Here is a 14,428-nt window from a genome sequence, read left to right as displayed (position 1 = left end):
CAATCCTTTATGAAACGGACAAATAAATGTGTATGCCTACGGACACCATCCCGCGCCTTGTCTCCGTTCCTCTCATACGATATATAGGAATTGTATATGGAGTAGTTTATAACACAGCAGAGAGGGGCGGCGGGATGGTATATCGATATGTGGCTATAGGAGATTCATTAACGGTAGGTACAGGAGCGCTGCTGGGCACCGGCTTTGTTCCTTTATATCGGAGAATGGCAGAAACGAATGTGCGTACGTTTGTATCCATGGATAATTTGGGAGTGAATGGACTTACGTCAGGGGAAATGCTGCAGATGATATCCAACAATCCAAGAGTGCGGCAATCGCTGCGTGAGGCGGATATTATTACGTTGTCGATTGGTGGGAACGATCTGATTCGTACATTCAAAGCGAGCGGCGGGATCCCGAATGCAAGTAAGATGACACAGGTGCTTGGGGATACTCGCAGTAACGTGTCCCAGATTATGAGGCATATCCGGCAGTTGAAAGGAAACAGTGTATATATGGTCCGTACGATTGGGTTGTACAACCCGTATCCGCAAGCGGCTGAAGCTGCATATTGGGTGCGGCAGTATAATTCCTTTCTGAATAGTGCAGGATCGGGGAACTATGCCTGTGCTCAGGTCTATGACCGGTTTGAAGGGCGTGAACGTGAACTGTTATTTTGGGACAGGGTTCATCCAAATGCAAAAGGATATCGCGTGATTGCAGAACAGTTGAATCGTACAGGATACTATCCATTTGCCTGATCAGCAGGCAGTGAAGCTTAGAATGACTATTACCTCGAAGCTGACTAGACCGAAAGAAATACTTCCGTTAAGATGAGGACATATAGAGGTTGTATTACGTGAGATAAAGGAGTTATTTTTGGTGCACATCATCGATTCAGGTTCCCTAAACGATTCAGAACAGCAGCTCATATCCACCGTTTTATCCTCATATGGCTTCACGTCCAACTGGAAAGCTCAGCGTGGAAAGGGAGGCATGAACAACTCTACCTTCATGGTAGAGATGGGCCAAGAATGTTACGTGCTGAGGCAATATGAAACGCATAATGATCAAATGAAAATTGCTTTTGAACACGAGGTGCTGTCTGCCTTGTCACGTTCAGAGTTTGAGCTTGATGTGCCTTCGCCCGTTAGCCTTCCTGATGATAAGCATGCAACATTTCTTGCTGTGCAGGATCGTTCCTCGGGCCGAAGCAAAATCGTGACGTTGTTCCATTATCGTGAGGGCCATAATCCCGTGTGGAATACACCCGATCAGCTCAGTGGGCTGGGCAGGGCGGCTGGCATGCTGTCTTCCGTTATGGCGCACCTTCCCATATCCCTGGCTCCCGTTTATCCACCCTATTATCAGATTCAGGAGGCTTACCCGCTCTGTTCACCGGAGAAATTGTTACAACTATGCACCTCACCCCCGGATACGCTGATGGCATGTGCGGATGACTTGCAGAAGCTGAAGGTTGTATTGCCAGACTTATTCAATACGCTGCGAGGTATGGAGCTTTTACCACATCAATTGGTCCATGGGGATTTGAATGCATCCAATGTATTGGCAGACTCTCAGGATATCATATGTGCTATTTTGGATTTTGAATTTGCCACATGGGATCTGCGGGTAATGGAGCTTGCTGTGCCCATGTCTGACCTTCTGACGATGGACAAGGAGCAGGCATGGATGTGGGAGGCTTTGGAGGGACTGATTCAGGGATTCAGGCAACAGGTCAACCTGGAACCAGAGGAGCTGAGCGTGATTCCAGCGCTTATTTTGCTTCGAAGTCTGGATGTGGTGATGCATTTTATCAGTCGATTGTTCGAAGGTACAGATGAGCCTGAAGTGGCTGTGCAGCAAATCAGGAAGCTGAGAGAACGGATAGACTGGATGAAAGGTAATGAGGAACGACTGCGTGAGCTGCTGACCTAGCTCTGCAACAGGGGATGTATGACAAAAGTGCACTGATTTCTGCCTTGAGGCAATTATCAGTGCACTTTTTATTTGGTGAAATTTTTATCACGAATGAATGGAATGGATGCGTACATTTCAAATTCATGACGTCGAATCCAATGCTCAATCTAACGTAATCAACAGCTTTACAGTCCACGCTTGCGGAACCAGCTGCGAACAGCCCAGCGACGTTCTTGGCGCTTCTTATATTTTGGCAGGGAGCGATACACGTTCAGTGATTGCTCGTAGGCTTGTTTTGCATCTGCAGTACGTCCAAGGGAGCGGTACACCGAGCCGAGCAGATAATATGCTTCACTGGATGAAGAATGAATCTCCTGGAATTGCTGAACGTATGCCAGCGCTTTGTCCCGGTGAGTATCCTTGAAAGCACCTGCGAGTGTTAGATAAGGGCGGCCATATTTCACTCTTGGATTAATATCCAGTGCCTGCAAAATATGACGCTCCCCTTCTTCCGTTTGGCCCAGATGAAGTTCAGTTGTGCCCAGCGCCTCCCAATATTCGGCTGATTGCTCGTAAGGACGTTCCAGTTCCAGCAGCAAGGCATGAGCTTCGCTATAACGTTTGCGTTCAATTAACAGACGGGCCAGATCCAGCTTGGAAGAGACTTCATTCGGACTCATGGCAAGCTGCTGCCGGAGCCTTGAGATGTTACGCATACGCTTAAGTGGCTTCATGAAGCTTGGCATCACCCCAACATACCGACGATCTAGGAAATACAGAATGATGAGGAAAATAAGAACCGCCAAAAATGGATTGCCTACAATCCGCCACAGCAGGCCAAAGATTAGAAATTTAATCAGCACGACAAAGTCAACTCCAATTATGATGTAATCGCATTTCGAACACTTAAAATATATTTGGATTGGTCCAGCGGGTTAACTCCTCTGCGTTTCCGCGTATGGGTCTGATCCGAAGGACAATCCTGGTACCCGGCAAAAGAAGTCGTGAGCACCCCGCGTCCGCTCGTCTCTGAGCGGAGCTTCACCGGATAATCCATGGAGCTTGCCAGAGGCATACGTCCTTCAACGATGCATCGACCGCCTCCGATGATCGGCGCTTCAAAGGTTGCTCGCATATGTACCAGATCACTGAGCGCTTTACCGCCGTGCTCCTCGGGGACCGTTAACCGGAAATTCAGAATGGGTTCCAGCAGGGTCGTGCCTATGCTTGCCAACCCGTCCATAATCCCCATCGGCGTGGCTACCACAAAATCCAGTGGATGGGTATGCCAGACATGATGCTCACCTTCGATTAGCGTAATGCGCAGGTCGGTAACCTCCCACCCCAATAACCCCTGAGATAGCGCTTCGGGAATGCGGCGCTCCACTTCATTCTGATAACGAAGCAGAAGATGATCCGTCCGGACGGTGGATGAGTAGATCAGACCGCTACCACGTGGCAAAGGCTCAATGCTGAATCGAAGAATGGCCCAGCAAGGCTTGGGCATCGTATACGCGATGAATCCTTCCCCTGAAGAACGAGGAGTTTCCTTATAGATGACGGACGGCGGGTCAAATACGACATCCAGTCCGAAACGACTCATCAGCAGGCTGGACAGAATTTCAAGCTGGATGGTTCCCATGACTTTAAGATGCAGTTCCCGTTCTTCAGGCAACCATTGCAAATCGAGCAGGGGATCTTCATCCGTCAGCTCTTGCAGTGCCGCTACAAGGTCAGGATAACGAGCCGTGTCTTTACCATGTACCTGCACGGTCAACAAGGGAACAGCCAGCTGGGGTACAGGAGGCACACCTTCGGGGCTGCCAATAATATCACCAACATGGGTTTCGCTTAGTCCGTACAGTGCGGCGATCTGTCCAGCATGAACAGCACCGGTATCCGTCCATTTCCGGCCATCCATTCGGCGAATCTGTGTCACTTTCTCTTCCAGCTCCCGAGTGGAGTTATAGATCGTATCCCGATTATGCACGCTGCCACCATACATGCGAACATAGGCTGTACGGCCCATCGTTTTATCCCGTTCAATTTTGAATACAACCCCGGATACTGAAGGTTCTTGAGGCTGCGCAGGTGCAGGAAGAAATTCGATGATGGCATCCAGCAGCTCCGTTACGCCGATCCCTTTGCCAGAAGCACCATAACAAATGGGGAACACTTCGCCCTGATGCACCTTTTTGCGAAATGCTTCATCTAGCTGGTCAGCAGGCAGCGTTTCACCATTAATGTAGGCTTCCATCAGATCTTCGTCCAGTTCGGCAAGTAATTCAAAAAGGCCAGGGATAGATGAAGAAGAACCCTTCACTTGCGTTTGGCTCTCATTCCATAAGGAGTCAATGCCCTCAAATACATCTTCATTCATACGAAAGGATTGGACCTCGCATACGAAAGGAGATAGGCTGGAGCGGATCTGATCAATAACCGTCTCAGCAGAGGCACCAACCCGATCCATTTTGTTCATATAAATTAGGGTAGGAATTCCAAGCGAGCGGAGAGCATGCCAGATGGTCTCGCTTTGGGATTGAACCCCTTCCACGGCGGATACAATCAGAACGGCTCCATCCATAACACGCAGGGCTCGCTCTACCTCAGAGCTGAAATCGATATGTCCCGGCGTATCAATCAGATCAATAATCGTATCTTTCCAGATCAAAGAGGTCATAGCCGCCTGCACGGAAATGCCTCGTTCCTTTTCAATATCCAGAGAGTCTGTGGCCGTAGTTCCGTCATCTACGCGACCTGGACTACGTACGACACCGCTTTGAAATAACATATGTTCTGTCGTTGTTGTTTTCCCTGCATCGACGTGTGCGAAGATGCCGATATTTCTGCGATTCAATTCGTTTAACATGGGATGTAAGGCTCCTCTGGCAGCAGAAACGCATCGTTTCCGACATTGTAATTCAGTATTATAACATACCACACGAATAGTATGGAAGAATATGTTACACACAGACAAATCTCTACATTTCAGGATGTTGTGACAATCACGTTTGATTCTGATTCTTCATGGTTTTACGGTAGGCAGCGGGTGTGGTACCCGTCAGTTTCTTGAATTGTCGATAAAAATGGGGCAGGCTCTCAAAGCCGCAGGCATCGGCAACAACGGCCATCGTCTCATCACTTCGAAGCAGGTGCTCTTTCGCCATAATGATCCGGCGGGCCAATGTATAGTCAGTTAGCGTCATGCCGGTATATCTTTTAAACGCACGGCTGAAGTGCGCCGAGGATACGGCTGCCTGCCGTGCCAGTTCCGGCAAGGAAAGGCCGCTGCGCAGCTCCTCATCCATATGAGACAGCGTAGAGGAGAGCCAGCTTGGTCCAGGAACACTTCTGGCAGGAATTGCAGGACCAACTGCCTCCAATCGCTCCAGATAAATAAGTAAGAGCTGCAACCGCAGCAGAGCGGCGTGGGCACTCAGGTGATGTTCTAACTGGAATTCTGTATGAATGTCGTCAATTAATGCAGCCACTTGGGCTTGCTCCTTGGCTTCTAGATGCCTCTTGTACACTTTGCGTTTACGGCAGCGTTCAAATAGAGAGAGCATGGCTGACGCACTCCCTCCCGCTGTGGAGGCCAGTAATCCTGGACTGAAGAACAAGGCCGACGAGGTCACCGGATTCCCGGCATCCGGCAATGCGCGATGTACCGTGCTGCCAGGAATGATGAACAAATCACCCTCCTGCATGTCTTCAAGACCGGTATCAATGAAAATGGTACCCTGACCGCGATATACATAAATAATTTCATGCCAGTCATGAAGATGATCCGGCAACTCGTTCTGGGGGGACTTGGTATCTGCATACACCAGACGAAAGGGAATCCCCGATTCCGCCTGAATGGTTGTACGAACGGGCGAACGTTCCATTCGATCTCCTTTCAAAACAGTGCTTACAAAAAAAGGGTTACATCTGATCATGAAAGAGTACATTTACCGCAATATAAGCAATTAAATTTCCTTTTATTGATGATACAATGAATTTAAAGCGTTTTCAATGGGGGTGTAGGCGGCTGTGTACCGTGCAGCGGGACATCTGATATTGACAAATAAAACAATGAGGTGAGTGTTCATGTCGGCGAGCACGAAAAGACCAAGGCTAAAGCTAAATCTGCTTGGAAGTGATAGCCAGCGCAAGTGCAAAGAAGTGATGGAACGTCCCGTGAAGGTACTACAGATTGGGGAAGGCAACTTTCTGCGTGGGTTTGCAGACTGGATGCTTCATGAGAGTGCCAGACAAGGCAAATTCCATGGCAGTGTTGCTGTGACCCAGCCCCGGCCTGGGGGAAAGGCAAAGCTGGAACAAATTCGTGATCAGGACGGATTATATACGATGATTACCCGGGGGCTGTCACAGGGAAAAGCAGTGGAACGTACGGAAATGATCTCGATTTTTTCACACTGTATTAATCCGTACGAAGAATGGCAGGATTTTCTGAAACTAGCGGAATTGCCTTCCCTGGAGTTTGTCATCTCCAATACAACCGAATCGGGATTGAAATATACGCATTCAGAGTACACGCAGGGTGAACCTGTACAATCATTTCCGGGTAAGCTGACGGTCTTCTTGCATCAACGTTATCTGCGCTTTGATGGGGATCCATCCCGAGGATTGATTCACCTGCCGTGTGAGTTGCTTGAGGGCAACGGGGATGTACTGCGCAGTTGTGTGCTGCAGCATAGTGAAGATTTCGGTTATTCTGAAGGCTTCCGTTCATGGATTGAGAACCATAACTTGTTCCTGAACAATCTGGTTGACCGGATTGTCACGGGTGCACCGACTACGGAAGAAGCTGATTCCCTGACCAATCGCTGGGGATACGAGGATCAACTGGTCAATACGGCAGAGCCATATCATTTCTGGGCCATCCAGGCAGATGAAGCACTGGACAAGAAACTCCCCCTGAAACAGGCGGGACTCAACGTACATTGGGTGAAGGATTTGAAACCTTTTCAGCTGCGCAAGGTTCGTATTTTGAATGGTGCTCATACCCTCATGTCTTCGCTCGGCATTCTGCAAGGCAAGGAACATGTGAGAGAGACGATGGAAGACCCGCAGTTTGGCTCATGGATCAGAGAAGCGGTACATCAGGAGATCGTGCCTGCACTGGATATGCCGGATCATCATCTGGATCAGTACGCAGGGGAAGTGTTTGAACGTTTCCTCAATCCATATATTAATCACAAGCTGCAGGATATTGCATTAAATACAGTAGGAAAGTTCAAAGTCCGTGTGCTGCCTACACTTTTGGCCTATGAGCAAAATCAGGGAACCTGGCCGGCTCGGCTCGTGAAAGGATTTGCGGGATTATTGTGTCTGTATCGTCCAGTGAACACGCCGGATGGTTATATGGCACAGCGATTGAACGGTGAGTCTGTCCTACTTCGGGATGATGCGGATGTACTGGCTGCACTCGCCAAACATTGGGATCGTTATGATCCTCTGAAGAGGGATACGCAGCAATTAGACCAGAGTGTCGCTGCTGTATTGTCTGATGTATCGATCTGGGGAGAGAATCTGGATGATCGACAGGGGCTTCGCGAAGCACTCGTTCACGAAATTGGTTTGCTGGAAGGTGAGAGTTAATGAACACAACACGTACAGTCAATGACTGGATTGCGATTCAACCGCAGGATGATGTCATTATAGCTCTTCGGGATTATGTAAAAGGGGAAAATATTACCCTGCCAGACAGCACTACTTTTACATTAAGGGAAGATGTGCCCAAAGGTCATAAAATTGCTGTGCATACCCTCGCACCGGGCGAGGATGTGATGAAATATGGTTTTTCCATTGGGATAGCCAAGGAACAGATCGAACAGGGGAGCTGGATTCACAGTCACAATCTGAAAACAGGACTTCACGGTTTACTTGAATACCATTATCAGCCGGGACCATCTGTCCAGACGGACATGCCTCCGGAACATCTGCGTTCATTTGATGGGTATCTGCGTCCTAACGGTGAAGCAGGTATCCGTAATGAAATCTGGATTGTAAATACGGTCGGCTGCATTAATAAAGTGTGTGAGGCTTTGGCTCGGATGGGCCAATCTCAGTTCGGCAGCAGGGTGGATGGCGTATATCATTTCCCACACCCGTTCGGCTGCTCGCAGCTTGGAGATGACCTGAAATATACGCAGCAGGTATTGGCTTCCCTGGTGGAACACCCAAATGCTGGCGGCGTGCTGGTCATTGGTCTGGGTTGCGAAAATAATCAGGTAGACCAGTTCCGCGAATGTATCGCACCGGAATATCAGGGGAAAGTCCGTTTTCTCAAAGCGCAGGAAACAGATGACGAACTTGAGGAAGGACTGCGTCTGATGGAAGAGCTCGTGGAGCTCGTCGAACACGAACAGCGTCAGCCGCTACCTTTGAGCAAGCTCAAAATTGGATTGAAGTGCGGCGGTTCGGACGGTCTGTCCGGGATTACGGCGAACCCGCTCGTTGGCTCCGTTGCGGATATGCTGGTTGCTGCCGGAGGTACGGCTATATTGACCGAAGTTCCCGAGATGTTTGGTGCAGAGACCATTCTGATGAATCGGGCGGCCAATGAGCAGGTATTTGATGATTTGGTAGACTTGGTGAACGGCTTCAAGCAATACTTTGTGAACCACGGTCAGAATATATATGAAAATCCCTCACCAGGGAACAAAGCAGGTGGAATTACCACGCTGGAAGAAAAGTCTTTGGGATGTACGCAAAAGGGAGGGCGTTCTTCCGTAGTTGATGTGCTCCGTTATGGCAAACGTGTCACTCAAACCGGCCTGAACATCGTGGAGGCTCCGGGGAATGATCTCGTGTCTGTTACGGCACTGTCAGCTGCGGGTGCGCACATTGTTCTTTTCACGACAGGTCGCGGAACGCCGTTTGGAGGCCCGGTACCTACTGTCAAAATTGCAACCCAATCTGACCTCGCAAATCGGAAAAAGCACTGGATCGATTTTAACGCAGGCCAACTGCTGGAAGGTAAGACGATGAAGGACGTGAAGGTGCAGCTGTTCAGTCAACTGATCGATATTGCTTCAGGACGGGCGCATACGCTCAGCGAGCAGCATGGATTTCGGGAAATTGCGATATTCAAGGATGGAGTTATCCTGTAATTGTATTCGTTCGTTGCTTTATATCTGTTGTATGTATGGTAAAGGTATATACAGCAAATCCCGGTGGCCCTCTTCGGCTTCCGGGATTTGTTGTTTACAAGTATTTCAATCATTTTATCGCAAAAGATTTTTTGATTTTGGTCAGTGCGGCAGCAGAAGCGTGTTTCTCCAATTGCTGTACCAGGAGTTCGCTCGCATCTGCAACGCTGCCCTCAAACGGTTCAATACCTTGACGCTTCATCCAGCAGCCTGAGGTCTCATAAGCAGAGCTGTTCCAAGCGACCTTGCCTTCAGCGAGGCCTTCTTTTTCTTTGGTGCCGCAGATGACAATGGCGCTAATGCCTTGAAGGTCCAGAAGCCCCTGGTCAAATGCTTTTTTGTCCTCTTTGGCTCCAAAACCTGCTTGTGAACGCAACGTCCGTCCATCAATCCCCTCATGCTTCTCGATTATCTCATACAGTTTGAATGCTTCTCGAGAGAGCAAACCCGCGTCATATTGTTCTTCCATGACTCTGGAGTCCGCTAGCAGACGGTGCACCCATGGGAAATATTCGCGTGAGACAAGAATAGCTTTCTTTTTGAGAAATTTGCCATAGGCAGCGATCCCTTCCTCAGCCAGACGTGAACGCCACAACCAGGGATCAAGCGCGTTATCCTTGTGCCAGTTTTCTTTAGGCGTTATGGAGGACAGTGAAGGGTATTCAGGAAATAAAGGGGCGAGTGGGAGCAGTCCCACAGCCTCTATTCGCTGCACAGCTTCTTCGTAAGTTATGATCGATTCATGCTCATTCATCATGATTTTGGCAAGCTCCTTTTTAGCGTGTGCTACAACGATTATTGTTGGAGGTAAGATACATCTGGAATACTTCCTCGGCATGTTTGCGAATCTCGCAGCGAAGGTTCTCGGGTTCAAGTACTTCTGCTTCACTTCCAAGTCGATAAAAGAATCGTACGGCCCAAGCCCACTCACCGGGAGGGCAGAGAAAGGACAGTTCCCATACATCCGGAGCAATCTCGGTCATCCGTTCGCCAATATGCTTGTCCTGTTCTGCCTCGATCATTCCGCTGTAACTCAGACGTGCGGTAACACGTGTAGGGGAAGGTTCGGGTGATTTCGGTTTGCTGCGCTGTCGCTTTGCCTGTTCTGCCAGCTGTTGTGATTCAAGCAGCTCAACCGGTGTAATGTCCAGAATGCGGTCTGCCCTGAACAGGCGCTGTTCACCGTGCTCCTCTGAATACGCTTCACAATACCAGAAACCGGCTGAAGCATAGATTCGAATGGGGCAGATCGTTAGCCAGCGTTGACGGGATGCAGAGCGGTACAACATACGCAGCCACCCTTGTTCCGGGATACAAGCCAGAAGCGGTTCCAGATGATGAAGGATGTAGTTCCGCTCGGGAACATCATGCTGCAATTGTTTGAGCATAGGATCCATCCTTGCTTTGACATCATCTGGAATAATGCTTTTGATTTTGTCCATTAATGTCCAGCGTTTCTCTTGAAAAGGGGTATCTGCATAATGGCTTAGGCCTTCGAGAGCAAAGATGAGAGTAGCTGCTTCAACCGGGTCTAATTGCAGTGGGGGCAGTACATACCCCTCCATAAGTCTGAAGCCGCCTCCGGGACCGGAGATAGCAATGATCGGGACATTCATCTCTGAGAGAGATTGGATATCCCGCAGGATGGTACGGCGGGAAACTTCAAACTTTTCAGCAAGTGAATGTGCCGTTTCGTGACCGTGCTGCAATGCCATAACGATGGCGGCAAGCCGATTTGTTCTATTCATGTCAGCCACTCCGTTTCGAGGGTTGCGCCGCCGGAAAGGATGCTGGAGTGTTCCTCCCATTGTAGCAGTGTATAAGTGACATCATGATTGTCACCAATATTTCGCAGCATTATATTATTTATTCTATACAGTGCAGCGCCTACTTTCGGAGGGCCGCTTCCTTTTCCCGGCGGGGCGTCGTTAAATTGTGTGTCTCGTCCAATTCGCTTCGCTTCTCGGTATTTCCTTCTAACCGATAGCCTAACAAATAATGACAAAAAACCGTATCCGGTCTAAACGGATACGGGAAGTAGCAGATTGAAACAAGTTCAATCATATAATACTTTAAATTTTAACAATTGACACGCTTTTAAGCCACAAATAACGATCAGTGCGATCTCCATGTAACATGTTGTATCATCGATTTTCGAATATTATTTCATTTCAAGCAGTTGTACACCGCGTCCTTCAATCTCGATCGTACCTGAAAGGGACCGATCTGTGAGCAAATCATGAGCCTCTGCTTTACCCAAATCATAGGATTGAGCGGTAGCATTGTGATTCATGACAAACAGGTACTGTTGTCCATCCTTGGTGCGAGCAGTCACTTCGACACCTTCCGGAGTATCCAGAAGAGAAGCAATATTTTTGGTTGCAGCCAGTTGTCCCAGCAAGCCGTCCAGGAATCGATCTTCCGGGTCGGAAGCTACGTACCAGGCTTCACCTTGACCAAATGTGTTACGGGTTACCGCAGGCATGCCTTTGTAGAAGTCGTCTCCATACTCGGCAATGATCTCTGCACCTTCACTGTGCAGCAAGTCACACAACATGCCGCAACCATAGTCTCCTTGAAGATCGCCATAAGCCTCTTTCATGACCATACGGTTTCTTTGCTCAGGCAGCAGTGCATCAATTTCTTCAACCCAGATACCGAGCAGTTTGCGAAGTTCACCCGGATAACCCCCGGTTGTTACGATATCACTCTCATTGACGATACCACTGAAGAAGGTTGTCAGGAATGTACCACCTGCTTCAACGAACTTCTCCAGTTTGGCCGCAAAGCCTGGTTTAACCATATAGAGCACCGGAGCGAGCACGATGTCGTATTTGCTGATATCGGTATCCACACTAACGATGTCCACCTGAATGTTGCGGCGGAAGAAGGCAGCGTAGTATTTGTGAATTTGATCTACATAGTTCAGTGCAACCGTAGGTCCGCTGGATTTCTCGATTGCCCACCAGTTATCCCAGTCAAACACAATCGCGACTTTGGCATCCACAGTAGCATCCAGCGTTTTGTCTCCCAGCAACTGTAACTCCTTGCCCAGCTCCGCGACTTCACGGAATACACGGGTATGCTCATGTCCTACATGTTCAATGACTGCACCGTGATATTTCTCGCAAGCGCCTACAGAGCGGCGGAGCTGGAAGAACATGATCGTATCCGCACCATGGGCAACGGACTGGTAGCTCCACAGACGCATGACGCCGGGGCGTTTCAATGAGTTATAAGGCTGCCAGTTCTGCTGGCTTGGTGTCTGCTCCATGAGCATGAACGGCTGTCCGTCCATCAATCCACGCATCAGATCATGAGCCATAGCTGTGAAACTTACCGGAGTCGCAAGACCCGGATAGCTGTCCCAGGAGACGATATCCATATATTTAGCCCATTTGAAATAGTCCAGCTGTTTGAAGAATCCCATCAGATTGGTCGTAACGACCGAATCCGGGATATGTTTTTTGATCGCATCATATTCCAGACGGTAACAATCGAGCATACTGTCGGAGTTGAAGCGGGAGTAATCAAGTGAGATGCCCTGGAAGGTGGAATTGTTGTTTCCCCAGTGCTCGCTCAGATTACTTGGCAGTACAATCTCATCCCAATCGTAGAATGTATGCCCCCAGAAATTGGTGTTCCATGCTTTGTTGAGCTGCTCCAGGGTCTGATAACGTTCTTTGAGATACACACGGAACGCTTTCTCGCAGTTATCACAATAACAGTCGCCACCATATTCGTTGGAGATATGCCATACAAGCACAGCCGGGTGATCCTTGTAACGTTCCGCCAGCTTGTCTGCAATTTTCTCGGAGTATTTGCGGTAAGTTGGGCTATTCGGACAGGAGTTATGCCGTCCACCGAATTTGCGTTTACGTCCATCTGCATCCACACGCAGTACATCCGGGTATTTCTTCGCCATCCATGCTGGATGGGCAGCAGTGCTTGTCGCGAGGCAAATGTAAACGCCGCTTTCATAGAGACTGTTAATTAACTGGTCGAGTCCTTCAAAATTATAAGTGACTTCATCAGGCTGAATCAGTGCCCATGAAAATACGTTGATGGTCGCAATATCAATACCTGCCAATTGGAACATGCGCAGATCTTCAAGATGAGTCTCATGATCCCATTGTTCAGGGTTATAGTCGCCGCCGTAGAACATTTTGGGTAACTTGCTGCTAATCAAATGTGTTCACCTCTTGTATAAGAATAAATCTATACTATATGATGGGTATGACTTTTAAAATATAAGAAAAGTAATGAAACATATAAGAATATGGAACTGTAATTTTGCTTTTTGTTCAAAGGAGAGAATCCCTATGCTCATCACACCCGATCATCGGCGCTATTTTATGACCCCGCGGGATCAGCCACTTCCGCTTTACATCGAAAGTATAGGGTATAACGGCAATCAGGAGAATGTGTACAGATCTGCCGGATATCCTTGTTATCACTGGCTTCAGACGGTGAAGGGAGCTGGAGAGTTTAAGTTTGCAGGTTCAACTGTACTTCTGGGAGAGACTTCCGGCATTTTGCTACCGCCGAATGAGCCGCACGAGTATGTACGTTCGCAAGGAGAATGGGAGACACTTTACATTACATTTGGAGGCGCCCAGTGCCCGGCCATTACAGAGTCGCTTGGTTTGGGGGAGGCAGCCCTTCACCAGTGGGATTCAGAGAGCCCGCTTGAATACTATGGCAGGGAAGTGCTGGGTTCCATCAGCAGTGACCAGGATTTATCCGGGTTGGAAGCGTCAGCGGACATGTACCGATTTCTGATTTTGCTCAAAAAACATGGCATGACGGGCAGTCGTTCTTCTATCTCCCATGCGGTGGAACGGCTGGCTCCGTTAATTTCATTTATGAATGAACACTATGCCGATCCCGAAATCGGCCTTGAACAGATGGCAGCCATACCAGGCATTACGCCTAGGCATCTGAATACCCTTTTCAAACAATCCTTTGGCATGACCGCCTACAGTTATTTCATTCTCCTTCGTATTCGCAAATCCAAAGAATGGATGACAGGGGACAGCAAAATGACCGTCAAGGAAACGGCAGCGAAGGTTGGTTTTCGGGATGCGAGTCATTTTGTGGCTACGTTTCGGCGGATTGAGGGCGTAACTCCGGAGCAGTATCGAACGTTATATTAATCATTCTGAGGTATAAATGTGCTATAAAACACTGTTCAAGCATGAGGATTCCGTGTAACCTGTTACAAATTGAATAAAAAGTGATGCCAGGAAGGTATTGATGCGTAAGGGTGCTACCCGTTATGATGATATCGATTCCTTAGATTGGAAAATGACTATAAGAATCAACGTATCCGTTCAACTTAGAGAGGATGA

Annotated in this window: 11 protein-coding genes; 5 read left to right on the top strand and 6 right to left on the bottom strand. The window is 48.6% G+C overall.

Annotation, left to right across the window (positions count from 1 at the left end; genetic code table 11):
- The first annotated feature begins 134 nt into the window (after positions 1-134).
- Positions 135-761 (top strand): GDSL-type esterase/lipase family protein, encoded by a 627-nt coding sequence (locus gpAD87_RS15575; protein ID WP_063564694.1) that lies wholly within the window; start codon positions 135-137, stop codon positions 759-761.
- A gap of 121 nt (positions 762-882) precedes the next feature.
- Positions 883-1,938 carry a phosphotransferase gene (locus gpAD87_RS15570; protein ID WP_064639116.1) on the top strand — a complete coding sequence of 352 codons (1,056 nt, stop codon included), beginning with the start codon at positions 883-885 and terminating at the stop codon, positions 1,936-1,938.
- Between the two features lie 167 nt (positions 1,939-2,105).
- Here gpAD87_RS15570 and gpAD87_RS15565 read toward each other — a convergent pair whose 3' ends face one another.
- From gpAD87_RS15565 to gpAD87_RS15555, 3 genes are all read right to left on the bottom strand, one after another.
- Positions 2,106-2,783 carry a tetratricopeptide repeat protein gene (locus gpAD87_RS15565; RefSeq protein WP_064639115.1) on the bottom strand — a complete coding sequence of 226 codons (678 nt, stop codon included), beginning with the start codon at positions 2,781-2,783 and terminating at the stop codon, positions 2,106-2,108.
- A 17-nt stretch (positions 2,784-2,800) separates the two neighbouring features.
- Positions 2,801-4,789, bottom strand: coding sequence for an elongation factor G (locus tag gpAD87_RS15560; protein ID WP_064639114.1), 1,989 nt, complete (start codon positions 4,787-4,789; stop codon positions 2,801-2,803).
- A 136-nt stretch (positions 4,790-4,925) separates the two neighbouring features.
- Positions 4,926-5,807 (bottom strand): helix-turn-helix domain-containing protein, encoded by an 882-nt coding sequence (locus tag gpAD87_RS15555; protein WP_064639113.1) that lies wholly within the window; start codon positions 5,805-5,807, stop codon positions 4,926-4,928.
- 202 nt (positions 5,808-6,009) lie between these two features.
- Between gpAD87_RS15555 and gpAD87_RS15550 the strand changes: the two genes are divergently transcribed.
- Both gpAD87_RS15550 and gpAD87_RS15545 read left to right on the top strand, forming a co-directional pair.
- Positions 6,010-7,524: a tagaturonate reductase gene (locus gpAD87_RS15550; RefSeq protein WP_064639112.1), complete on the top strand. Its 1,515-nt coding sequence runs from the start codon at positions 6,010-6,012 to the stop codon at positions 7,522-7,524.
- Positions 7,524-9,038 (top strand): UxaA family hydrolase, encoded by a 1,515-nt coding sequence (locus gpAD87_RS15545; protein ID WP_064639111.1) that lies wholly within the window; start codon positions 7,524-7,526, stop codon positions 9,036-9,038. The genes gpAD87_RS15550 and gpAD87_RS15545 overlap by 1 nt, the downstream gene beginning before the upstream one ends.
- 109 nt (positions 9,039-9,147) lie before the next feature.
- On the opposite strand, the gene gpAD87_RS15540 is transcribed toward gpAD87_RS15545, so the two are convergent.
- The 3 genes from gpAD87_RS15540 to gpAD87_RS15530 all read right to left on the bottom strand — a co-directional run bounded on the left by gpAD87_RS15540 (position 9,148) and on the right by gpAD87_RS15530 (position 13,266).
- Entirely contained in the window at positions 9,148-9,834 is a 687-nt protein-coding gene (locus gpAD87_RS15540; RefSeq protein ID WP_064639110.1) for an AlkZ-related protein, read from the bottom strand.
- Between the two features lie 19 nt (positions 9,835-9,853).
- Entirely contained in the window at positions 9,854-10,825 is a 972-nt protein-coding gene (locus tag gpAD87_RS15535) for a helix-turn-helix transcriptional regulator (RefSeq protein ID WP_064639109.1), read from the bottom strand.
- A gap of 413 nt (positions 10,826-11,238) precedes the next feature.
- On the bottom strand, positions 11,239-13,266 hold the full coding sequence (locus tag gpAD87_RS15530; RefSeq protein WP_064639108.1) for a beta-galactosidase: 2,028 nt from the start codon (positions 13,264-13,266) through the stop codon (positions 11,239-11,241).
- Between the two features lie 133 nt (positions 13,267-13,399).
- On the opposite strand from gpAD87_RS15530, the gene gpAD87_RS15525 reads away from it, so the two are divergent.
- On the top strand, positions 13,400-14,233 hold the full coding sequence (locus gpAD87_RS15525; protein WP_064639107.1) for an AraC family transcriptional regulator: 834 nt from the start codon (positions 13,400-13,402) through the stop codon (positions 14,231-14,233).
- Positions 14,234-14,428 lie beyond the last annotated feature (195 nt).

Origin of the sequence: Paenibacillus sp. AD87 (assembly GCF_001659845.1) — a bacterium.
Lineage (GTDB): Bacteria > Bacillota > Bacilli > Paenibacillales > Paenibacillaceae > Paenibacillus > Paenibacillus marchantiae.
The sequence above is the reverse complement of the archived record's forward strand: the minus strand, read 5'-3'. Positions and strand labels throughout refer to the sequence as shown.